Source organism: Amycolatopsis benzoatilytica AK 16/65 (assembly GCF_000383915.1).
Classification (GTDB): domain Bacteria; phylum Actinomycetota; class Actinomycetes; order Mycobacteriales; family Pseudonocardiaceae; genus Amycolatopsis; species Amycolatopsis benzoatilytica.
In genome coordinates, this window is record NZ_KB912942.1 from 6,370,264 (window position 1) to 6,392,206 (window position 21,943).

The 21,943-nt window shown below is 68.9% G+C and carries 17 protein-coding genes; 7 read left to right on the forward strand and 10 right to left on the reverse strand.

The genetic code is table 11. The features are described 5' to 3' along the window. Positions 1-425: 425 nt before the first annotated feature. A complete protein-coding gene (locus AMYBE_RS0129555) occupies positions 426-1,274 on the reverse strand; it encodes an SAM-dependent methyltransferase (RefSeq protein ID WP_020663010.1) in 849 nt (282 codons plus the stop codon). Between the two features lie 120 nt (positions 1,275-1,394). Between AMYBE_RS0129555 and AMYBE_RS0129560 the strand changes: the two genes are divergently transcribed. Continuing rightward, a complete protein-coding gene (locus AMYBE_RS0129560; protein WP_020663011.1) occupies positions 1,395-2,540 on the forward strand; it encodes a glycosyltransferase in 1,146 nt (381 codons plus the stop codon). Here the strand turns inward: AMYBE_RS0129560 and AMYBE_RS0129565 are convergent. Beyond that, positions 2,500-3,354, reverse strand: coding sequence for a helix-turn-helix domain-containing protein (locus AMYBE_RS0129565; protein ID WP_020663012.1), 855 nt, complete (start codon positions 3,352-3,354; stop codon positions 2,500-2,502). The genes AMYBE_RS0129560 and AMYBE_RS0129565 overlap by 41 nt on opposite strands. 297 nt (positions 3,355-3,651) lie before the next feature. On the opposite strand from AMYBE_RS0129565, the gene AMYBE_RS0129570 reads away from it, so the two are divergent. Then, complete coding sequence (locus AMYBE_RS0129570) at positions 3,652-4,569, forward strand: MBL fold metallo-hydrolase (RefSeq protein ID WP_027928152.1); 918 nt, start codon at positions 3,652-3,654, stop codon at positions 4,567-4,569. A 102-nt stretch (positions 4,570-4,671) separates the two neighbouring features. Continuing rightward, entirely contained in the window at positions 4,672-6,111 is a 1,440-nt protein-coding gene (gndA, locus tag AMYBE_RS0129575) for an NADP-dependent phosphogluconate dehydrogenase (RefSeq protein WP_020663014.1), read from the forward strand. A 102-nt stretch (positions 6,112-6,213) separates the two neighbouring features. Here the strand turns inward: gndA and AMYBE_RS0129580 are convergent, their stop codons facing one another. The 4 genes from AMYBE_RS0129580 to AMYBE_RS42500 form a co-directional block, all read right to left on the reverse strand. Then, positions 6,214-6,945 carry a Clp protease N-terminal domain-containing protein gene (locus AMYBE_RS0129580; protein WP_020663015.1) on the reverse strand — a complete coding sequence of 244 codons (732 nt, stop codon included), beginning with the start codon at positions 6,943-6,945 and terminating at the stop codon, positions 6,214-6,216. Between the two features lie 70 nt (positions 6,946-7,015). After that, positions 7,016-8,731, reverse strand: coding sequence for an ATP-binding protein (locus AMYBE_RS0129585; protein WP_027928153.1), 1,716 nt, complete (start codon positions 8,729-8,731; stop codon positions 7,016-7,018). A 125-nt stretch (positions 8,732-8,856) separates the two neighbouring features. Then, complete coding sequence (locus AMYBE_RS0129590) at positions 8,857-10,080, reverse strand: NAD(P)/FAD-dependent oxidoreductase (protein WP_020663018.1); 1,224 nt, start codon at positions 10,078-10,080, stop codon at positions 8,857-8,859. Between the two features lie 70 nt (positions 10,081-10,150). Beyond that, positions 10,151-11,224, reverse strand: coding sequence for an erythromycin esterase family protein (locus AMYBE_RS42500; RefSeq protein ID WP_020663019.1), 1,074 nt, complete (start codon positions 11,222-11,224; stop codon positions 10,151-10,153). A gap of 88 nt (positions 11,225-11,312) precedes the next feature. On the opposite strand from AMYBE_RS42500, the gene AMYBE_RS0129600 reads away from it, so the two are divergent. Then, positions 11,313-11,990, forward strand: coding sequence for a MerR family transcriptional regulator (locus tag AMYBE_RS0129600; protein ID WP_020663020.1), 678 nt, complete (start codon positions 11,313-11,315; stop codon positions 11,988-11,990). 163 nt (positions 11,991-12,153) lie between these two features. Here the strand turns inward: AMYBE_RS0129600 and AMYBE_RS0129605 are convergent, their stop codons facing one another. Then, on the reverse strand, positions 12,154-13,272 hold the full coding sequence (locus AMYBE_RS0129605) for a 5-methyltetrahydropteroyltriglutamate--homocysteine S-methyltransferase (protein ID WP_027928155.1): 1,119 nt from the start codon (positions 13,270-13,272) through the stop codon (positions 12,154-12,156). Between the two features lie 71 nt (positions 13,273-13,343). Between AMYBE_RS0129605 and AMYBE_RS0129610 the strand changes: the two genes are divergently transcribed. Next, positions 13,344-14,684, forward strand: coding sequence for a nucleobase:cation symporter-2 family protein (locus AMYBE_RS0129610; protein ID WP_020663022.1), 1,341 nt, complete (start codon positions 13,344-13,346; stop codon positions 14,682-14,684). Between the two features lie 93 nt (positions 14,685-14,777). Here the strand turns inward: AMYBE_RS0129610 and AMYBE_RS0129615 are convergent, their stop codons facing one another. Both AMYBE_RS0129615 and AMYBE_RS0129620 read right to left on the reverse strand, forming a co-directional pair. Further along, positions 14,778-16,703 carry an APC family permease gene (locus AMYBE_RS0129615; protein ID WP_245573265.1) on the reverse strand — a complete coding sequence of 642 codons (1,926 nt, stop codon included), beginning with the start codon at positions 16,701-16,703 and terminating at the stop codon, positions 14,778-14,780. Between the two features lie 83 nt (positions 16,704-16,786). Continuing rightward, positions 16,787-17,311 (reverse strand): hypothetical protein, encoded by a 525-nt coding sequence (locus tag AMYBE_RS0129620; RefSeq protein ID WP_020663024.1) that lies wholly within the window; start codon positions 17,309-17,311, stop codon positions 16,787-16,789. A 148-nt stretch (positions 17,312-17,459) separates the two neighbouring features. Between AMYBE_RS0129620 and AMYBE_RS0129625 the strand changes: the two genes are divergently transcribed. Both AMYBE_RS0129625 and AMYBE_RS0129630 read left to right on the forward strand, forming a co-directional pair. Next, positions 17,460-18,263, forward strand: a complete 804-nt coding sequence (locus tag AMYBE_RS0129625) for a rhomboid-like protein (RefSeq protein ID WP_211226870.1) — start codon at positions 17,460-17,462, stop codon at positions 18,261-18,263. A gap of 115 nt (positions 18,264-18,378) precedes the next feature. Beyond that, positions 18,379-21,087, forward strand: coding sequence for a sensor domain-containing protein (locus AMYBE_RS0129630; RefSeq protein WP_020663026.1), 2,709 nt, complete (start codon positions 18,379-18,381; stop codon positions 21,085-21,087). Here AMYBE_RS0129630 and AMYBE_RS0129635 read toward each other — a convergent pair. Further along, a complete protein-coding gene (locus AMYBE_RS0129635; protein WP_020663027.1) occupies positions 21,081-21,881 on the reverse strand; it encodes an arylamine N-acetyltransferase family protein in 801 nt (266 codons plus the stop codon). The genes AMYBE_RS0129630 and AMYBE_RS0129635 overlap by 7 nt on opposite strands. Positions 21,882-21,943 lie beyond the last annotated feature (62 nt).

Below are 21,943 nucleotides of genomic sequence, written 5' to 3' on the forward strand. Positions count from 1 at the left end.
CCAATGTGGCATTGGGTGCATCTGACGCAGCCAATGTGGCATTGGGGCGGCAGGGGCCCTTTGCCAACTCGGCGGACAAGCCAGGTCTGCCGTTCCGGTGACCCGGAATTTCGCGGAAGGAGTGCACGCAAGGGTTCTGTTGCGCGGCCCGCGCGTGTGAAATTCGACCGCGGACAGGTGAGCCAGGACAGGCGGCCCGTGTACGCGAAATCGACCACGCCCGGCGAGGCGGCCCGTGCGGGCGAAATACGACGGCTCCCCGACACCCCGGCCAGCGCAGCCGGTCCGTGCACCAGACGCCCGCGAAGAGCGGCTCCTTTCCCGGGCGATCTTCCGCCGTCAGCTCGACCGACGAGCGGCTCCTTCCCAGGGCGATCTTTCAGCCGCAGCTCGACGGATGACCACCGGCGGGAAGCCGACTGAGATCAGGGCTTGCGGCCCAGTGCGCAGATCCCGCCGCTGAACGACGGGTCGTCCGCCATCCGGTCGGCCGCCGCCGATTCGCCGGCCTCGCGGTGCCAATCCGCCACCCAGGCGATGCCCGGTTCCACCAGCTCCAGCCCGGCGAAGAACTCGGCGAACTCCGCGCGCGACCGATAGTGGAACGGCGTGCTCGACTGCTGGTACTGCTGGTGGATCGCCTCCCGGCGGTCGTCGTCGGCGGCCTGCACGCCGTCGTTCGTCAGGTGCGACGACAGGAAATACGAGCCGGCCGGCAGCAGCGACAGGTACTTCCGCACGATCTCCAGCGCCGGTTCGTCGCGGCCGATGAAGTACAGCACTCCGACCATGATCAGGCCGATCGGGCGTTTCGGGTCGAGCACGCCGGTGTCGAGGGCGCGCGGCCAGACGTCGGCCGGGTTGCGCAGGTCTCCGTGCAGGACCGCGTGCCGGTCGGCGACCCCGTCTCGTTCCAGCAGAACCTGCGAGTGCGCGACGGCCACCGGCTCGTTGTCGACATAGACGCAGCGCGCGTTCGGGTTGACGGACGTCGCGATCTCGTGCACGTTGCCGACCGTCGGCACGCCGGAGCCGATGTCCAGGAACTGGTCGATGCCCTGCTCCGCCATGTACCGGACGCCGCGGCCGAGGAATTCACGGCCGGCCCGGGCGACCGTCTTGATCATCGGGAAGGTCTGGACCGCTCGCTCGCCGAACTCGCGGTCGATCGCCCAGTTCGCGGTGCCGCCGAGGAACCAGTCGTAGATCCGGGCCGCGTTGGGCCGATCGAGGTCGACGCCCTCCGGAGCTTCGGGATCCGGTGCCTGAGTCATCAGCTTCCCCTTCCGTCCGGGTACCCAGTGTGCCCATCCGCGCCGACCCGCCCGGAACAGGTCCGCGATGCCCGAGAAATTTCTACGACCGGACCGCGCCGCGACGCTAGATTGCCGAGAATGCGCATCCTTTTCTCATTCGTCGGCGGGCGTGGCCACTTCGATCCGATGGCACCGGTCGCCCGGGCGCTCATCGCACGCGGCCACACCGTAGCGGTAGCCGGCGGCGGGTCGCACGTGCCCTCGCTCGCCAAAGCCGGTTTCGCCACCTTCGCCACCAGCGAACCGCGGGAAACCGAGGACTCCCGCCAGCCGATGCCGCCGGTCGATCCGGCGCGCGACGACTGGGAGATCAGCGAACTGTTCGTCCGGCGGGCGACCCGGGCACGCGTACCGGTGCTGCTCGACCTCGTCCGCGACTGGCGGCCGGACCTGATCGTCCGCGACGAGGTGGATTTCGCGGGCGCGATCGTCGCGGAGAAATCGCGGGTGCCCTGCGCGACCGTTCTGGTACTTGCGGCCGGAACGTTGCTGCGCAGCGAAATTGTCGCCGCACCTCTCGCCGAGGCCCGCACCGCCAACGGGCTTCCGGCGGTTCCGGAAACCGACGGCCAGGTACTGGCCCCGTTCCCGCCGTCCTTTCGCGACCCGGGATCGCCGCTGCCGCCGGGCACTTTCTCGTTCCGGCAAGGAGATCCGGTTGCGCCGAGGCCGCGGCAGGAGAAACCACATCTCTACTTCACCCTCGGCACCAATTTCAACCTGGAGTCCGGCGACCTGATCGAACGCACGCTCGCCGGTCTCGGCCAGCTGACCAGCGCCGACGTCACCGCGACCGTCGGCACCCAGATCGACCCGGCCGAGTTCGGTCCGCAGCCGGCCCACGTCCGGGTGGAACGCTTTGTCCCGCAAGCGGAACTGCTGCCGCACCTCGACCTGATGGTGTCGCACGCCGGCTCCGGCAGTGTGCTCGGCGCGCTCTCGCACGGCCTGCCGTCGCTGCTCTTCCCGATGGGCGCGGACCAGCCCGGCAACGCCCGCCGCTGCGCCGCACTCGGCGTCGGCCGCGCGCTCGACCCGGAAACCGCCACCCCGGACGAAATTCGCCGGGCTGCCGAAGAAATTCTCGAAACCCCGAGCTACCGGGAACACGCACACCGGGTACAGCGAGAAATCAACCAGCTGCCCGCCGCCGACGAGGCCGTGCCGTTGCTGGAAGCGCTGGTCAGCTCATCTGCGCGCGGAAGCTTTCCGCCAGTTCCTTGAGGAACTGCCGGGTCTCGCCGCGCTCCAGCGCCGCACCGCGCAGGCGGTCCCAGGAGTCCACGAAAATGTTGAAGTCCTTGACGTCGTCCAGGTACAGCCCGCCCGCGGAGTGCTCGATGTAGACGAAGTCGCGGGTGCGGTCCGGAAACCGCATGATGGTGAAGTCGTTGGGCACCGAGGCGAGTTTCGCGCCGAACGGCAGCACGTGCACGTACACCCGGGGATGGCGGTCCAGCGCGAGCAGGTGCTCCACCTGGTCCAGCATCACCGCGGGGGCGGACCCGCCGGGCGCGCGGCGCAGCGCGCCCTCGCTGATGATGAACCGGTAGTACGGCGGCTGCTGCTGGTCGAACACCGCCTTGCGGTCGAGCCGGTTGCGGACCAGGGAGGTGACGTCGGTGGCGCCCGCTTCGGTGAACTGCTTGAGCATGTAGTGCTCGGACTGCAGCGGGCCGGGGATGCGCTCGCCGTGCCAGGTGAGGATCTCCGCGGCGGCCGGTTCGAGGTCGGTGAAGGTGCGGAACCAGTGCGGCACCACCGACCGGTAGCCCGACCAGTGGCCGCGCTGACCTGCCGCCGCCCGGGCCAGGTTCATCAAGGTGTCGGCTTCTTCGCCGTTGATCCCGAACGCGTTCAGCATGGTCCGCACATCTCCGAGCTTGACCCCCACCGCACCGGATTCGATCTTGTTGACCTTGCCCTGGGTGCAGCCGAGAACCTCGGCGACTTGCTGCTGAGTCATCTTCGCGGCGTTGCGAGCGTGCCGGAGCTCGTTCCCGAGCTGCTTGCGGCGCGAGGTGACGGTGCTCGCCATCTCCCCTTGCTCTCCCGACCCACTACTGCCGGCGGGCTCTCCGCCGGACCGCGAACTCCGAACCACCCAGGCCGTGCCGGCTGCGCGCCGGCGACCCAACGGGGTTCGATGATGACACCCCGCAGCGTTTCAGGAAATGCACCAGAACGCCAGTCACCCCGCATGTCACTCGCCCGGAGCAACCGTTCCGAAACGCTCCGGCATCGGCGACTGCTCCATTCGGATCAATCGGGGACTTACGGGCAAAGCTCGCCGGAGACCGGCCCGACCTGGGGTTCCACCCGGCATAGTGGCGTCGTGATCGATCGCTCCCCCAGCGCGGCCAGCGTCAAACCGCTGGCAGACGGCGCATACGGCTACGTCCAGCCGGACGGGTCCTGGTTCATCAACAACTGCGGCATCGTGGACGCCGACGGGCACGCTGTGCTCATCGACACATGCGCGACCGAGACTCGCACGCGCGCGCTGCTGTCGGCAGTTGGCGACACCGTCGGCCCGGTGACCACCCTCGTCAACACCCACCACCACAGCGACCACACCAACGGCAACTACCTGGTCGGCGGGGCCACCGTGATCGGCCACCGCAAGACCCGCGAGACGCTGCTGGCCGAGGGCATCCAGCGGTACGAGGGTGTCTTCCCCGGCAACGACTGGGGCACCCTCGAACTGCGCGTGCCCGACGTCGTCTTCGACGACCGGCTCACCGTCTACGCCGGGCAGACCCGGATCGACCTGATCCACCCCGGCACCGCCGCGCACACCACCAACGACGTGCTCGCCTGGCTGCCCGAACAGCGCTTGCTCTATGCCGGCGACCTGGTGTTCAACGGCGGCAGCCCGTTCGCGCTGATGGGTTCGGTGGCCGGCTGGCGGCGCGCACTGGACGTGATCCGGGAGCTCGACCCGGCGGTCATCCTGCCCGGCCACGGCCCGGTGTGCGGGCTCGAGACGGTGGACAAAGTGGACTCCTACCTGCAGTTCGTCCAGCGCGCCGCGGAGAACGGCAAAGCGGCCGGCCGGACGCCGCTGGAGCAGGCGAAAGCGACCGACCTCGGCGAGTTCGCCGAGCTGACCGAGCAGGAGCGGCTGGCCGGGAACCTGCACCGGGCGTACGCCGAGCTCGACGGCGGTGCGGAGGGCGAGCCGATCGACCTGGTCGCCGCGCTGACCGACATGCTGGCATGGAACGGCGGGCCGATCCGTTGCTTCTCGTAAGTGGCCAGTCCGGTTCTGCCCGGCGTGGCCGCTCACGATGATGACTAGGCTCGGAACCCCGGCAGCGGGTTGTCCCGGAAGAGGGTTTCGGAAAGGGTTCGGATGAGCAAGAAAGCGAGCATCGGGGTTACCGGCCTCGCGGTCATGGGCCGCAATCTGGCGCGGAACCTGGCCCGGCACGGGCACACGGTGGCCCTGCACAACCGCTCCGAGGAGCGGACCCGCTCGCTCGTCGACCAGTTCGGCGACGAAGGCGATTTCATCCCGGCGTATTCGGCGCAGGAGTTCGTCGACGCGCTGGAGCGGCCTCGGCAGATCGTGATCATGGTGAAGGCGGGCGCACCGACGGACGCGGTCATCGAGGAGTTCGCGCCGCTGCTGGAGCAGGGCGACGTGATCGTGGACGCGGGCAACGCGCACTTCGCGGACACCCGCCGGCGGGAGAAGGCGCTGCGCGAACGCGGCCTGCACTTCGTGGGCACCGGCGTCTCCGGCGGCGAGGAGGGCGCGCTGCACGGGCCGAGCATCATGCCCGGCGGTTCGAAGGAGTCCTACGAGTCGCTCGGCCCGCTGTTCGAGGACATCTCGGCGAAGGTCGACGGCGAACCGTGCTGCACGCACGTCGGCGCGGACGGTGCCGGGCATTTCGTGAAAATGGTGCACAACGGCATCGAATACGCCGACATGCAGCTCATCGCCGAGTCGTTCGACCTGCTGCGCGGCGCGGCGGGCTATTCGCCGGCCGAGATCGCCGACGTGTTCGGCACCTGGAACACCGGACGGCTCGACTCGTACCTCATCGAGATCACCGCGCAGGTGCTCAAGCACGTCGACGCCGCGTCCGGCAAGCCGTTCGTCGACGTCGTCGAGGACGCCGCGGAGCAGAAAGGCACCGGCCGCTGGACCGTCCAGATCGGCCTCGACCTGGGCGTGCCGATCAGCGGCATCGCGGAAGCGGTGTTCGCGCGGTCGCTGTCCGGGTCCAAGACGCTGCGCGAGGCGGCGCGCGGGCTGGGCGGGCCGACCCGCACCCCGCTGACCGGGTCGGCCCTGGAGACCTTCGCCGACGACGTGGAGCAGGCGCTGTACGCGTCGAAGGTGGTCGCGTACGCGCAGGGCTTCAACCAGATCCAGGCCGGTGCCTCCGAGTACGGCTGGGACATCGATCTGGGCCGCGTCGCCGCGATCTGGCGCGGCGGCTGCATCATCCGGGCGAAGTTCCTCAACGACATCACCTCCGCCTACGCCGAGGAGCCCGGCCTCCCGACGCTGCTCACCTCGGGCGGCTTCCGCAAGGCTGTGGAGGACGCGCAGGATTCGTGGCGTTCGGTGATCTCGACGGCGGTCCGGCTGGGCATTCCGACGCCGGGCTTCTCGACCGCGCTCGCCTATTACGACGGCCTGCGCGCGGACCGGCTGCCGGCCGCACTGGTGCAGGGGCAGCGCGACTTCTTCGGCGCGCACACCTATCGCCGGGTGGACCGGCCGGGTTCGTTCCACACGCTGTGGGCAGCGGACGGCCGGGCGGAGATCGAAGCCTGAGTTTCCGGTACGCAGAAGGGCTCTTCCCGGTTTCCGGGGAGAGCCCTTCTGGTCAGAGAAGGGTCAGCACGAACAGCACGGCGAGCAGGACGCCCAGCGCCTTCATTGCCCTCGCGCGGCGAGAATTTCGGCGAGGACTTCCTTGATTTTCGCCTCGGCCGCGTCCTTGCCGACGCCCAGTTCGGTGAGCACCTCGTATCCCGCGCCCTCGCCCTGATCCAGCAAGCCCAGCAACAGATGTTCGGTGCCGATGTAGTTGTGGCCGAGCCGCAATCCCTCGCGCAAGGTCAGTTCCAGGGCTTTCTTGCCGGCCGCGGCGAACGGCATCGGGTCGGGTGCCGAGTCGACCGGCTCGGGCAGCTTCGCTTCCGCCGCCGTTTTGACCGCTTCCAGCGACACTCCTTGCGCGATGATCGCGCCAGCCGCTAGCGCCGCGGGTTCGGACAGCAACCCGAGCAGCAGGTGGACGGTGTCGATGCCGGGGCTTCGGTGGTCGATCGCCACCTGCTGGGCCTCGACGATCACGTGCCGGGCGCGGTCGGTGTAACGGCCGAACAGGCGCTGGATTCCGCCGGCCGAATCCCCGCCAGGGTCGATTTTCGGAACGAATCTCTTCTGGGCAGCCTGTTTCGACACGCCCATGCTCGCACCGATGTCGGTCCACGAGGCCCCGCTGCGGCGGGCCTGGTCCACGAAGTGGCCGATCAGGTGATCGGCCACCTCGCCGAGGTGCTGGCCGACGTACACGGCGTCGGTGAGCTGAGCGAGCGCGTCCTTTTCGTTGTTCGCCTTGATGGCGGAGATGAGGTCGTCGAGTTTCACAGAGTCGGTCATGCCGTCAACTGTAGGTTGACGACATCGGCGGCGTCAACCTCTGGTTGACCAGGTAGGCGACGCGGAGTGTTCATTCACCTAACATGACTTTGCTCGTACGCCGATAGCGGGCACGGGGACTGCGGGGAGACTCGCCGATCAGCTCAACCAACCCCTCGTCTCGCAGAACACGCAACCACCGAGACACGGTCTTGTCTGGCATGCCCAGCAGGTCCGCAAGTTCGGCACGGGTCAATTCGGCATCCCCTAGCGCTTCCAGCACCTCGCGACGCCGATCGCGGCGACCGGTCGGCCGCGCCGCGCGAGCCGAATCGGCGAGTTCATACCGCGCCCACCGCCGACCGCCGGTCTGCCACAGCAGACCGCGCGCCACCAGGTCACCAAGCTCGGCAGTTGCGCGCCTCGAGTCCACCCCGGTCGCACCACGGTAGGACTGGTTGTCCAGCACGTCGCCAGCTTTGCTCATGGCCAGGCCAAGACACTGACTGTCGGTGAGCCCGTATTCGCCGAGACCGCGAATCCACGCAACAATTTCATCGCTGATCAGCGCGTGGTTCGGGAACTCGACTCGAAAGAGCGAGATCTTGTCCACGAATCGCGGCGGACTCAGCGAGGCATCCCGCAGTGCCGTCATCATCGTACGTATTCCAGAACCGCGGTTCTCGCAAACAGTGCGCGCCGTGCCCGGCAGCGGGACGTCTTCGAGAAGCTTGAGCAGGGTGGCGTTCCGCGCCGACGAAACACCTTCCTCGCCCAGCGTTTCCTCGGTGACCGGACCGTAGAGACCGCCGGGGTTGCGCACGACGAGCCGATCGGGATACATCTCGAGCTGAACCTGAGCACCACGAGACTCCGGCGAATAGTCACGGTGCACCAGCGCGTTGACCACTGCCTCCCGAAGCGCGGTTTCGGGGTACTCCCAGCTGTCGATGCGCCCCGCGCCGCGCACTGTGGCACGTCGCGCCATGTTCGCTCGGAGTACGGCGAGCACGTCCCGGACCATGACGGGAATCGATCCTTCGAGTACTTTATTGTCCAGGAATCTGGTACCCGTACGGACATCGGCACCCTCCGTCGTCGGATAATGAACGAAGGAGACCATCAACTGCGGGAAAAAATGCTGCGGGTAGCGCCCGAGTGCCAGCAGGCCAGCAACGGTCGCCTGATCACCGGCTAGCACCTTTATCCGGCGCAGAACGTCGAGCCTGGAAAGATCAGCGAATGCATACGGTCGCTGTTGCCGGAGCCTCGCCACGAATGTCGAGACAAGATCAGGGTCCAGTTCGTCGATGCCCGCCCCGGGAACAGGTTCCTCGTCATCTCGCGGCTGCCCACGACCAGCTGTCATGAGGTGAACCTCGTAAGCACTGAGCCGTCGGTCTCCGTCACCGACACGGACAAAGCTGCCTTGCGCCATCCCGAGCCGCTTGGCGAAACAAGGACGGCTCCGGCTGTCAAGCACAGGCACCTCGGCGACGACGAGGTCAACTCCCTCGAAACGGTGCACTCTGATCAGCGGCCGAAGGGGCGGCTCCATCTCCTCCGCACACAGGGACGCCAGGTCCGCAGTCATCTTCGCCGGGTCACGCACTCCGGTTGCCTCGAATCCGGAGGCCTCGTCCAGCCCAAGAACCAGCACGCCGCCATGCGTATTGGCGAACGCGGAGACTGTATCCCGCACAGATTTGGGCAGTCGGTCCTCGGCACGCTTGGCTTCGACGTCGGCATCGTCCCCGCCCAGCCGGCGAAGGTTTCCGACGATCTCCGCCAGCTCGTCGTCCAGCAATCCCGCCCCCATGCCTTGCCCAACTTGCTCACTTACATGCTCACCCTATCTCAAGTGAGCATGTAAGTGAGCAAGTTGGCTCGTTACAGCCGAGGACCGCGACCGGTACGCGACGAAGCCTCCGATCAAGCCGCGGTACGAGACTTCAGGTGTGCCTTGAGGTCGAAGGAGCTGGCTTCCAGGTCCGCGTAACCCGGCTGCGGTTCGGCGGCGAACAGCCGGCGCGCGGCGATGTGGTCCGGCGCGCGGTTCACCGATTCGACCGCGATCAGCACGTCGTCGCGGAAGGACAGCACGGAGAACCGGCCGCCCTCGCGGTCGCCGGTGACCACGGTCCGGTCCGCGGCCCCGAGAATGCCCGCGATCTGCAGCTTCGCGCCGGTCTGGTCGGTCCAGAACCAGGGCAGGCTGTCGTAGCGCGCGGGCTCTCCTGCGATCGCCGCCGCCACCGATCGAGCCTGGTCGACGGCGTTCTGCACGGATTCCAGCCGGGTCGCGGCACCGGCCTGCACGCACGGGAAGCACGCGCAGTCGCCGATCGCGAAGATCTTCGGGTCCTCGGTGCGCAGGTGCTCGTCGACGACGATCCCGTTGCGCACGGTTAGCCCAGCCTGCTCGGCCAGCGCTGTCTCCGGCAGCACGCCGACCGCGACCACCACGAGATCCGCGGGCAGCCGACGTCCGTCCGACAACTCGACCGCCGACACCCGGCCGTCTCCGTGCAGCGCGGTCACCCCGACACCCAGCAACAGCGTGTGCCCGGCCGCCCGGTGATGTCCGGCGAAGAAGTCGGAGATCTCCGGTGACGCGACCCGCGCCAGCAGCCGATCCTGCGCCTCCACGACGGTGACCGGCCGCCCGGCGTGCGCCGCGAACTCCAGTCCGATGAACCCGCCGCCGATCACCACGATCTCCCCGGCCTCGTCGAGCGACGCCCGGAGCCGGTCCGCGTCCGCACGCGTCCGGAGCATCAGGACGCCTTCGAGATCGGCGCCGGGCACCGGCAACGCGCGGTTGCGCGCGCCGGTGGCCAGCACCAAATGGTCGTAGCCGAGCTCCGTGCCGTCCTCGAGCCGGACCTTCGCCGCCGCCCGGTCGATCGCGGCGACCCGGCCGCGGACCAGCTCGATGTCCTTCTCGGCGAAGTAGTCCTCCGGCCGCAGGACCAGCTGCTCGACGCCCGCGCTGCCGTCCAGGTACGCCTTCGACAGCGGCGGCCGCTGGTAGGGCACCCCCGGCTCGTCTCCGACCAAGACGACGCGGCCGGCGAACCCCTTGTCCCGCAAGGAGGCCGCGGCCTGGAAGCCGCTCTGCCCGCCGCCGACGACGAGAACGGTCTCGGTGCTCATCTCGCTCCTCCCGACCTTTGCTCCCATCTGAGCACACCTCGGCCGAGAGCGTCGAGCAGCAGCTTCCCGTTCAGCCGCGGCGCAGGAACGCGATCCCGTCCGCCCCGGCCACCGCGTCGAACGGGACGTAACCCCGCCCGTCCCCGGCGCGCGGCGGCAACCCAGTGTCGATACCGGCGGTTTCGACCACCTCCCGGTCCGGCAAGTGCGCCGCGAGGTACGCCTGGAGGGTGCCCGGCTCGGGCGCCGGTAGCGCATCCGAGGAGCCGAAATCGGTGGCGATGAACACATAGCGCTCGCCGATCCGGGCCGCGACCTGGGTACCCGCGTTCCACCACCGCGCACCCATCAACGCGGCCGCGGCGCGCTGCAGATGCTGGTTGTGCGCCGAGACGAACGTCCGCGGCAACGCGAGCAGGTTGCCGGCCATCATCGCGTCCCGTTGCGCGCCGAGCCTGCTCATCCGGTCAGGGGCAGGATCGGCCATCAACGCGTGGTACCGGCACAACCCGACCGCGGTCCGCGCGAGCAGGTCGCCGCCGTCCGGGAGCCCGGGCCTCGCGCGGTCGAGGCTCCCGGACAGGTCGTCCGCGATCAACCGCAGCTCCCGCGCGTCCGGACTGTCCCCGATCGACTTGGCCCGGCCCCACATCACCGCCTCGTCCTCCCATCGCCGGTCCTCCCCGGCCAGCCGTTCGATGGTCGCGACGTCGGAAGGCACGTCGTCGAGGTGTGCGCTGAGGAAGTTGTGCAACTCGGTGAGCACTCCGCGCGGACTCGGCGCGCTGGCCATTTCCAGCGGCCCGTCGAAGCCGTGGAAGCGCACCTGGTCGGCGCGGCCGGTGTTGTACTCGCGCAGCCACTCGACCAGCGCTCGGTTCGCCGGGAACGCGCCGAACCCGTGGCTGAAGCCGGTGGCCATCACCTGGTCCAGGTCTCCTTCGCCGGTGGTCACGTACCGATCGACGCGGCGCGCGGCGAGGCAATCGATCTCCAGCGCGATCGAGCGGTAGCCGTGCCGCTGGACCAGGTGCCGGAAGACCTTGTTCCGGAACAACGGGAAAGCCTCGGCCCAGTGCGTCGGCTCCCCGAGGCCGAGCAAGTCCGGGCAACGGCGGGAGAGAAAGTCGTCAAGGCTCTGCATTGCTTCGACCGTATCGTTGAACGTTCTGTTGGCACTTGGGCGAAGACTTCCTGGTTAAATGATGAAAAACCTTCAAACCGGAGTCAGCATGCGCCCGAAGGACCTGGCCCGCGAGCACGGCTTGTCCACGCAGGCCGTGCGCAACTACGAAGAGGACGGCATCCTCCCGCGCGCCGAACGCGGTCCGCAGGGCTACCGCACCTACACCGAGCGCCACGCACAAGCGTTGCGCGCCTTTCTCACCCTGCGCCCTGGCTTCGGCCACGGCCGTGCGGCGGCGATCCTTCGCGCCGTCAACGAGAGCGCACCCGACACCGCGTTCCAGCTGATCGACGAGGGCCATGTCGAACTGCTGCGGGACCGCCGCACGCTGAGCGAAGTCGAACGCTCCCTGCAGAACCTGGCCGAGGAACCGGTCCCCCGGACGGTGCCGTCGATCGGCGAACTGGCACACCAGCTGTCCGTGCACCCGGCGACCTTGCGGAAGTGGGAAGCTGCCGGAATCCTGCGTCCGGAACGAGACCGGGCCGGCCACCGCAGATATCCGGCGGCCGCGGTGCGGGATGCCCGGCTGGCGCACCAACTGCGCCGAGGCGGCTATCCGCTGAGCCGGATTTCCGCGGTGGTGGACCAAGTGCGGCAAGCGGGCGGCGTCGCACCGCTGGAATCCGCACTGCGCACCTGGCGCGCCCGAATCACCGCCCGCGCACAAGCGATGCTGAACGGCTCGGCCCAGCTATCCCGCTACCTGGACCAACTGCCGTGAAGGACCCCTTGAGGGACTTGGATTCTCTCAACCGCCCCCTGCCGGACTGAGAAGTCCGTGAGGGGCCCCATGCCGGACTTAGATTCCCTCAAGGGGCCCTTCACGGACCGCAAGCCGAAGCCGAGCCGGGTGCCGTCGGTTTTCGCGGGGCGGCGGGGGCGATTCAGCGGCCCCAAACCCGCTCCGCGACGGAAACCACCAGCTCCAGCTTTCGCATCTCCTCGTCCGCGGTCAGCTCATTCCCCTCCTCGGTCGAGGAAAAACCGCACTGCGGCGACAAACACAACTGGTCCACGTCGACAAACCGGGAAGCTTCCTCGATCCGCCGCACCAACGCGTCCGCGTCCTCCAGTTCGGGGCGCTTCGTCGTCACCAGCCCCAGCACCACCCGCTTCCCCGGCGGCACGAAGCGCAGCGGCTCGAACCCGCCCGAGCGCTCGTCGTCGAACTCCAGAAAGAAGCCGTCCACCGCCAGCTGCCCGAACAACGCCTCGGCGACGAACTCGTATCCGCCGGAAGCGACCCAGGACGACCGGAAGTTCCCCCGGCACAAATGCGTCGTCACCGTCAGGTCCGAAGGCTTCCCGGCCAGCGCGGCATTCATCGTCGCGATATTGCGCAGATGCAGTGTGTCCGGATCCCCGCCCATCCGGGCCACCATCTCCCGCTGCGCCGGGTCGTTCAAATAAGCCAGGCTCGTATCGTCCATCTGCAGGTAGGTGCACCCCCGCGAAGCCATCGCCGCCAGTTGCGCGGCATAAGCGGCGCTGAGATCGGCGAAGAACTCCTCCAGGTCCGGATAAACCTCGGTACTCACCGCGGCCCGCCCGCCCCGGTAATAAACCATGCTGGGCGAAGGAATAGTCAGCTTGGCGGTGATACCCGGGTCGACATGTGCCTTCAGAAAATCGAAATGCTCGGCGAAGATCGGCTCGTCCAGCCGGATCCGGCCGTCCACCTGCAACCCGGGAGGACTGAACTCCAGGTCCCCGGCCAGGTTGTGGAACTTCACATGCAACCGCTCGTCGCTGCGCGAAACCCCGCCCAGCGCGTAGATGAAGTCCATGTGCCACGACGACCGGCGGAACTCCCCGTCGGTAGCCGAGGCCAGCCCCACGGCCTTCTGCATCTTCACCACATCACGGATCGCATCGTCCTCGACAGCGCGCAGTTGTTCCTGGGAAATCGCCCCTGCCGCATAGTCGCGTCGCGCGGCCCGGAGGACGGCCGGCCGCAGCAAGCTCCCGACATGATCGGCACGGAACGGTGGTCGTGCAGTCATGTCTGGCATGGTCACACACAAACCGGCGGTATGCGCAGCCATAATCAGCCGTCGAGCCGAAGGAGCCGCCCATGCCGAACACCGTCCACCCGGTCGACCGGGGCCTGCCCGCCGGCCGCCTGCTCCTGCTCGGCCTGCAGCACATGGCGATCATGTACACCGGCTGCATCGCCGTCCCGCTGGTCGTCGGCAGCGCGCTGCACCTGGACGCCGCGTCGGTCGCGCTGCTGGTGAACGCCGACCTGTTCGTCGCCGGGCTGGCCACGTTGGTCCAGTCGATCGGCATCGGCAAACTCTTCGGTGTGCGGCTGCCGGTCGTCGCCGGCGCGACGTTCACCGTGGTCAACCCGATGGTCCTGATCGCCGGCCAGTACGGTCTCACCGCGGTGTACGGCGCGATGATCGCGTCCGGCGTCTTCGGGCTGCTGATCGCCCGCCCGTTCGCGGCGTTGATCCGGTTCTTCCCGCCGCTGGTGTCCGGAACGTTGCTGCTGGTCATCGGCATTTCACTGCTTGGCCCGGGCACCGCGATGATCGGCGGCCACGACACCGGCGACCCGTCCTACGGCGATCCGGCGAACCTCGGGCTGGCCTTCGGCGTCATCGCGCTGGTCGTGCTGTTCACCCGGGTGCTGCGCGGGTTCCTCGGCCAGATCGGGCCGCTGGTCGCGCTGGCGGTCGGCGTCCTCGCCGCGGTCCCGCTGGGCCGCGCGCATTTCGGCGGCGTCGCGGACGCGAGCTGGTTCGGTCTGGGCTCGCCGTTCCATTTCGGCGCGCCGACCTTCCCGGTCGCCGCGGTGGTGTCGATGTGCGTGGTGATGCTGGTGTCGTTCACCGAAACCACCGCCGATCTGGTGGCGGTCGGCGAGATCACCGGACGTCCGGTCACCCCGGCCGACCTCTCCCGCGGCCTGGCCACCGACGGGCTGTCGGCGATCTTCGGCGGGTTCATGAACTCGTTCCCGGACACCGCGTTCGCACAGAACGTCGGGCTGGTGCAGATGACCGGCGTACGCAGCCGCTGGGTGGTCGCGGCGACCGGCGGGATGCTGGTGGTGATGGGGCTGGTGCCGAAGATCGGCGCGTTCATCGCGGCGATCCCGGAACCGGTGGTCGGCGGCGTCGCGGTGGTGATGTTCGCGATGGTCGCGGTGGTCGGCGTGCAGACGCTGAAGAAGGTCGAGTTCTCCGGCAACCACAACGGGTTCGTCGCGTCCGTCGCGATCGGCGTCGGACTGCTGCCCGCGTTCGGACTGGACCGGTTCGGCAACTCGGTGTTCTTCCAGCACTTCCCGGCCTGGCTGCGGACGATCTGCGGCAGCCCGATCACGGTCGCCGCGGTGCTGGTGTTCGTGCTGAACCTGCTGTTCAACCACCTCGGCCGACGACGGGAGGCAGAGCTGCTGCCGTGAGCGTCCGGTCCACCGGCAGCGGTGCCCGGTCTTCGCCGCGGGTCAGCACCCGCTTGGCGGGAGGCCCGCTCGCGAATCGCGACGAAAGCCCCGCTAGCCGACGTGCACCAGCGGCCGCAGGTGCGGGTCCGGTTCCGCGCGGCGCAGCACCTCCCGGGTCACCGGCGGCACGTCCCCGTCGCCGAAGAACAGGTACCGGACGAGGAACTTGAACGGATTCCCTTCGGTCCAGGCGAAGTAGATGTGCGGCTGCATCCCGGTTTCGTCGCGCAGGTGCAGCAGCACCGCCGCGATCGCGTTGGCGATGGACGGGCTCTTCATCCGCAGGATCCGGTAGCCGGCCCGTTTCTCCCCGTGCACCTTCAGCGTCGTCTCGAAGTCGGAGGCGTCCGAAATGGTCACTTCGAGGAAGAATGGCGCACTGTCGCTCGGGATGTGGTTGTCCTCCCGCGCTTCCTGCTCCTTCTCGCGGTACTCCGCCTCGTCCCGCGCGTCCGGCTCGTTCGCGATGATCCGGATCGCGCCGGACCGCACGGCCTTGTCGACGATCCGCTGTGCCGCCGCGTCGAACTCGACGTGTTCCACGCGCAGTTCCAGCGATCGCGTCGCCCGCGAGACCAGCGAAGTCGCCACGATCGCCGCGATGAAGAACGCCGCGATCTTCACGCCTTCCGGACGTTCGATGACGTTCGCCACCGTGGTGTACAGAAACACCAGTGTGATCACGAAGTACGCCGCGTACGCACGCTTTTGCTTGAGCCGCCTCGCCGACAGAGTCACCGCTACCGCGGCTGACGAGATCAGCACCAGCACGCCGGTCGCGTACGCGCCGCCCTGCGCTTCGACATCGGCGTCGAAGATCAGCGTGATCACGAAGGCGATCACGGTAACCACGATCACCAGCGGACGCGTCGCGCGAGCCCAATCCGGCGCCATGCCGTAGCGCGGCAGATAGCGCGGCACGATGTTGAGCAGGCCGGCCATCGCCGAGGCACCGGCGAACCACAGGATCGCGATCGTGCTCGCGTCGTAGACCGTGCCGAAACCGTCGCCGAGGTAGTCGTGCGCGAGGAACGCCAGCGCACGGCCATTCGCCTTGCCGCCGGCCTGGAATTCCCGCTGCGGAATCAGCACCGCGGTCGCGAAGCTGGACGTGATCAGGAAGGCGCTCATGATCAGCGCCGCGGTGAGCAGCAGCCGCCGGGTGTTGCGGATCCGGCCGGCCGGATCCACGTGGGTGTCCCCGTCCGCACCGCGCACCAGCGGCATCACCGAAACGCCGGTCTCGAAACCGGACAGGCCGAGCGCGAGCTTCGGGAACACGACCAGCGCGACGGCGACCATCAGCCAGACGTTCGGATGCTGCGCGACCAGCAGGTTCTGCCAGTCGACAATCAGCTGCGGGGCGCTGAACACGTGCACCAGCGCGGTGACCACGACCACCACGTTCAGCGCGAGGTAGAGCCCGACCAGGACCACCGCGATGCCGATCGCCTCGGAGAATCCCTTCAGGAAAACCGCGCCGAGCAACGCGATGAGCAGCAGCGTGATCCACACCTGCCCACCGTGCAGTGCCGAGGGCACGAACGGGTTCTCGATGACGTGCGCGGTCGCGTCGGCAGCGGACAGTGTGACGGTGATGACGAAGTCGGTCGCCGCGAAGCCGAGCAGCGCGAGCACCAGCAGCTTGCCGCCCCAGCGGGACAGCAGCTTCTCCAGCATCGCGATCGAACCCTGGCCGTGCGGGCTCTCCTTCGCGACCCGGCGGTAGATCGGCAGTGCACCGGCCAGCGTCAGGATCACCAGCACCACGGTGGCCAGCGGCGACAGCACGCCGGCCGCGAGCGCGGCGATGCCCGGCTGATAGCCCAGCGTGGAGAAGTAGTCGACGCCGGTCAGGCACATGACCTTCCACCACGGCTGTTCGGCGTGCTTGGTCTCGCGCTTGCCGCCGGTCATCTGCTGGGCGCGCTTGTGGTCGCCTTCGAGCAGCCAGGCGCGCAGCTGGGTATTTGACACGCCGCTGATCATGCCGGGTAAGACGGTCGCGCGTCAGCGCTACTCAGCGAGCGCTCAGGGTTTCCGCGCCGGTTCGGCGGGGGTCAGAGGCAAATAATCTGCAGCACACAGGGCGGGCGGCTGGTGCCGGTGGTCGACGGCGCGGTCGAGTCGGTCGGGCCGGACGAGCTGGACGGGGTATCCGGCGTCCCGCTGGTCGGGTGCGTGCTGGCCGGCGGCTGTGCCGACGTCGAGTGCGCGGGCGCGGAACCCGAAGGCCGGTCCGGCGTGCTGGAGTCGTCGAACGGGTTGAGGCGCACCTTGCTGGGTGGCGGCACCGTGGTGATGTCCTCGGTGCCTTCGACCGGCGTGGTCGGCGGGTTGCTTTCGTCCACGCCGCCCCCGCCCTCGGTGCGATCCGGCATCTGGATCACGCGCATCTCGGTGACCCGCGCGGATCCGTCGTACGCCGTGGTCCCGTATGAGACGAGCATCGCGGCGGCCCCGCATCCGACGACCACCGCGAGCATCACGGCGACCAGCCGCCAGCGGGAGCGCGAAGCGGGCGGCATCCTGCGCTCATAGCCTTCGCGGACCAGCAGCTCGGCGACCGAAACCTCGTCGTTCACCAGAGAGACCTTTCACCAGGAGTGGCCACTTCCTACCGACCGGACCACCGAACGGGTGAGAAACGAAGAACTCTTTCTACCCTCTGTGCTCACTCTAGCGGGTGTGAGTCACAGCGCATTCACAGCTGGGGTTGGCCAAAATCCCAGCATGCCCAGCCACTCTGGACGCATGGTGACCAGCGCGCCGGATCCGGCCCCTACCCCAGCGCGCGATGCCGTCGTCCCACCGGCCGGGAACTCGGCGACCGGTCTTCTCGACCCGATCGAGGCCCCGCCGCTCCGCTTCCTCGCCGCGCTCCCGGCGGCCTGGCGGCCGAAGCGCGCCTGGCTGGCACTGCTCCCCTCTCCTCGGACGACTCCGTTCACCTTCGGCTATCTGGTCTTCCTGCTCGGCACGTCGCTGATCGTCCGGTTCGCCAGCCCGGCGATCACCGACCGGCTGCTCGCGATCTCCAGCACGGACGCGCACAACATGCTGCGCCACCCCCTCACCGCGCTCCTGACCAGTGCGTTCTGGATCGCGGACGGCGGCTGGCTGCCGTACGCGGTGATCTTCGCGATCGCCGTCGCCCCGTTCGAACGGCGGTTCGGCGGGTTCCGGACCGCGCTCGTCTTCTTCAGCGGCCACGTGCTCGCCACGATCGTCACCGAACTGCCGGTGATGGCGCTGATCAACTCCGGTGTCCTGCCCAATTCCGCGGGCCGATGGCTCGACATCGGCGTCAGCTATGGCTTCCTGACCACTGCCGGGGCGCTGGTCGGGCTGCTGAGCGGCCGCGCCCGCGCCCTCGGAATCGTCGCGCTGGAGCTGTTCATCGTCGGCGTCTACGTCACCGACGATCCGGCCACTCTCGCGTCCGTGGTGACCGTGCTCGGGCACGCCACCGCGGCGCACTTCGGGCTCCTCCTGTGGGGTCCGCAACTGCGCAGCGTGGCCCGGCTCGCCAGGTAGCCGCGCCGCCTGGTCCGGACGAGTGACGGAAGCGGCGCTCCGTGTGGATATACACAGGCTTCACTCGGTGGTGTAATCGACGGGCCACACGCCGACGAGGGGGATCGGGAACGCCATGAAGGCTGATGCCCTGGCGGGCGAACCGGGTGGAAACACCTGGCTCGCCCAGCTCGCGGGCCTGCGGTCAGCTGACGGCACGGACGTCGTGTTCTCCCTTCGCGACGGCGAGCCGGCCACCCTCACCTGGCTGCCCGGCCTCGACGCGGTCCTCGGCCTGCCCGGCGCGACCGGCAAGGAGCTGTGCGACCGGCTCACCGAGCTGCTCCGGCCGCTCACCGCGAACCTCCGGCGCACCCCGCCCGGCCGCGATTTCGAGCTCGAACAGCCGCACGAGACCGGCGACGGCTCCCGTGGGCGAATCCGGCTGCGGGCCCGGACGGTCGGCGATCGAGACCGCACGACCGGCCTGATCGGCGTCGCGTCGGCGGTGGCCGAGAGCGAACGCTCCGAGCTGGCCGAGCTGGCCGACCGCTACCAGGTGCTGGTGGAGCGGAGCCCGGACGCGATCTGCGTGCATTCCGGCGGTGTCGTCACCTACGCCAACCGCGCGGCGCTGGATCTGTTCGCCGCGCGGAACGCACGCGAGGTGGTCAGCAGGCCGTTCGCCGAGTTCGTCGCCGCCGAGTCCGCCGCGCAGCTGGTCGACAGTCCCGGCACGGATCCGGTCGAAGTCGTGCTGAGAAGGTTGGACGGGAGCGAATTCGTGGCGGAAACCGTATCCGTGCGCACGAGCGACGGGAGCACGCCGTCGTTCCAGGTGGTGATCCGCGACAGCACCGTCAAGCACGCCGCCGCGGCCGCCGTCCGCGCACAGGAAGCGCTGGTCGACCACGTCAGCGACGCGATCGTCTCGGTCACCGGCGAAGGCATCGTGACCGGCTGGAACCCGGCCGCGGAGACGGTGTACGGCTGGCCCGCGCCGGAAGCTCTCGGCAGGCGGGTGCACGAGGTGCTCGGCATCGACCCGTACCCGGCTTCGGTGCGCGACGCCGGCGGCGTCGCCGACCAGACTCACCGCGGCCGGGACGGTTCGCCGCGGTCGGTACGCGTGTCGGCGGCCAAGACCTCCGACGGCTACCTGCTGGTCTGCACCGACGAAACCGCGCGCCGCCGGGTCGAACAGCACTACGCCACCGTGGTCGCCGCACTGGACGAAGGCGTGCTGGTGATGGGTCCGACCGGGCTGATCCAGTCCGCGAACCCGGCCGCCTCCCGGATTCTGGGCGTGCCCGAGGCGCAGCTGCTCGGGGTGCCGTGCACCACGCTGGTGCTGTTCGACGAGGACGGCACCCGGATTCCGGACGACGAGCTGCCGTCGGTGCGGACCCGCCGCACCGGGGTCGCGTTCAACGGTCTCGTGGTGCGGTTGCGCCGCCCGGACGGCCGCGACGTGTGGGTGTCGCTGACCTCGCGGCTGCTCGACCCGGACGATCCGAACGGCGTGTCGGTGGTCACCTCGTTCACCGACATCACCGAGCGGCGCGCGATCAGCGCCCGGCTCGCGCACGAGGCGACGCACGACCCGCTGACCCGGCTCGCCAACCGCACCCTGGTGCTGGACCGGCTCGACCGGCGGAGCGCCACCGAGGCGACCGCGGTGCTGTTCCTCGACCTGGACAAGTTCAAACTGATCAACGATTCCCTCGGCCACCCGGTCGGCGACCAGGTGCTGCGGGTCGCCGGCGAGCGGCTCCGCCGGGCCACCGCGCCGGACGACGTCGTCGGACGGCTCGGCGGCGACGAATTCGTCGTGGTCACGTCCGCGACGACCGGTGCCGCCCGGGTCCGGGCGTTCGCCGCGCATCTGCGCTCGGTGCTTTCGGAACCGGTTTCCGTGCACGGCAGGCAGCTGCACCTGGACGCGAGCATGGGCATCGTGCTGGTCGAACCGGGCGATCGGCGCAGCGCCGAAGACCTCCTGCGCGACGCGGATGTCGCTATGTACCAAGCGAAGTCCCGCGGCCGCGGGAGGTTCGAGTTCTTCGACGTCGCGCTGCGGGAGCGGATGCAGCGGCGGCTGCGAATGGAACAGGACCTCCGCGACGCCGTCCACAGCGGACAGCTGTGGCCGGCTTACCAGCCGGTGGTGGACCTGCGCACCGGCGAGATGGTCGGCGTCGAGGCGCTGCTGCGCTGGACGCACCCGAAGCACGGCGCGATCTCGCCTGCCGAGTTCATCCCGCTCGCCGAGGAAAGCGAGCTGATCAATGTGCTGGGCAAGTTCGTCCTGCGCGACACCACCCGCGAACTCGCCGCGGTGCGCGACGCGCGGGGGGTCGACCTGGGCCTGAAGGTCAACCTTTCGGTGCGGCAGCTGGACGATCCGCACCTGGTGCCCGCGGTGCGCGACGCGCTGGCCACTACCGGGCTGCCGCCGGGTGCGTTAACCCTGGAAGTCACCGAGAGCGCGCTCATGCGCGACACCTCCGCGGCCGCGGAAGTGCTGGCCGCCTTGCGTTCCCTCGGCGTGCTGCTGGCGATCGACGACTTCGGCACCGGTTACTCGTCGCTCGCCCAGCTGCGCCGGCTGACCCTGGACACGTTGAAGATCGACCGCTCGTTCGTCACCGGCATCGCCGAATCCCGTGACGCGGAGGCGATCGTCACGAGCATCATCGCGATGGCGCACGCGGTGGACCTGACCGTGGTCGCGGAGGGTGTGGAGACCGCGGAAGAGCTTGCTCTGCTGCGGAAACTCGGCTGCGACCAGGCACAGGGCTACCACCTCGGGCGGCCGCTGGCCGCCGCCGAGCTGTTTCAGTAGGTCTCGAGCAGCGCCGCGAGTTCGTCGTCGGCGAGGACGACGCCGAGGTCGGCCAGCGTCTTGCCCAGCTCGGACGGCTCGATGGTGCGGTTCTCGACCGTCCCGTCCGGGTAGCTCGCCTGGTACTCGCGCCCGAGCAGCCGCCGGAACCGCCCCGGCTCCAGCCGCATCACCACGATCCGGCCGGTGAACGGCGATTTCGGGTGAGTGGAGGTGTAGTGGTGGAAGACCTGGTAGTCGATCGGCCGGCTGTGCACGTCCGGCAGGAACTCGTGCAGGTCGTCCCAGCCGTCCGCGGTCTGCTTCTGCAGCACCCACCAGCCGCCGCGCAGCGTCATCCGGTGCGGCCAGCCGGCCTGGTCGACCACTTCGCCGGCACGCAACGGCATCGGTACGAGAATGCCGGCCCCGAATCCGACGTCCACCAGGTACTGCTGCCGGTCGACGGTGATCGCCAGCGTCATGTGCGTGTACGGCCCGCTCTTGCGCGGCTGCACCCGGGCGGCGGTCCGCTGGACCTCGTAGCCGAGCTGCTCGGCGACCGCGGCGAAGAGCCCCGCCTGCTCGTAGCAGTAGCCGCCACGCTGGCGCCCGACGAGCTTCTCGGCGACGACGTCCAGGCTGATCCCCCGGTGCCGGCCGAGGACGACGTCGATGTTCTCGAACGGGATCGTCTCGACGTGCGCCTGCGCGAGCCGGGCAAGGGCGGCCGCGGAGGGCGGCTCCCTGCGCTGCCCGATCCGGGCGAGGTAGGCGTCGACGTCTACCGATTCGGAGGTCCATTCCCCAGTCATGCACCCAGTCTGCGACCTCGACCATGCTCGAAGTCAACCCCCAGAACGCTGCTTGGCGCCAC

Coding starts and splice junctions, on each gene's coding strand:
- AMYBE_RS0129630 (WP_020663026.1), top strand. CDS start 18,379: ATGAAGGCTGATGCCCTGGCGGGCGAACCGGGTGGAAACACCTGGCTC.
- AMYBE_RS42500 (WP_020663019.1), bottom strand. CDS start 11,224: ATGCAGAGCCTTGACGACTTTCTCTCCCGCCGTTGCCCGGACTTGCTC.
- AMYBE_RS0129600 (WP_020663020.1), top strand. CDS start 11,313: ATGCGCCCGAAGGACCTGGCCCGCGAGCACGGCTTGTCCACGCAGGCC.
- AMYBE_RS0129590 (WP_020663018.1), bottom strand. CDS start 10,080: ATGAGCACCGAGACCGTTCTCGTCGTCGGCGGCGGGCAGAGCGGCTTC.
- AMYBE_RS0129580 (WP_020663015.1), bottom strand. CDS start 6,945: ATGACCGACTCTGTGAAACTCGACGACCTCATCTCCGCCATCAAGGCG.
- AMYBE_RS0129625 (WP_211226870.1), top strand. CDS start 17,460: ATGCCCAGCCACTCTGGACGCATGGTGACCAGCGCGCCGGATCCGGCC.
- AMYBE_RS0129560 (WP_020663011.1), top strand. CDS start 1,395: ATGCGCATCCTTTTCTCATTCGTCGGCGGGCGTGGCCACTTCGATCCG.
- gndA (WP_020663014.1), top strand. CDS start 4,672: ATGAGCAAGAAAGCGAGCATCGGGGTTACCGGCCTCGCGGTCATGGGC.
- AMYBE_RS0129610 (WP_020663022.1), top strand. CDS start 13,344: ATGCCGAACACCGTCCACCCGGTCGACCGGGGCCTGCCCGCCGGCCGC.
- AMYBE_RS0129565 (WP_020663012.1), bottom strand. CDS start 3,354: ATGGCGAGCACCGTCACCTCGCGCCGCAAGCAGCTCGGGAACGAGCTC.
- AMYBE_RS0129635 (WP_020663027.1), bottom strand. CDS start 21,881: ATGACTGGGGAATGGACCTCCGAATCGGTAGACGTCGACGCCTACCTC.
- AMYBE_RS0129605 (WP_027928155.1), bottom strand. CDS start 13,272: ATGACTGCACGACCACCGTTCCGTGCCGATCATGTCGGGAGCTTGCTG.
- AMYBE_RS0129555 (WP_020663010.1), bottom strand. CDS start 1,274: ATGACTCAGGCACCGGATCCCGAAGCTCCGGAGGGCGTCGACCTCGAT.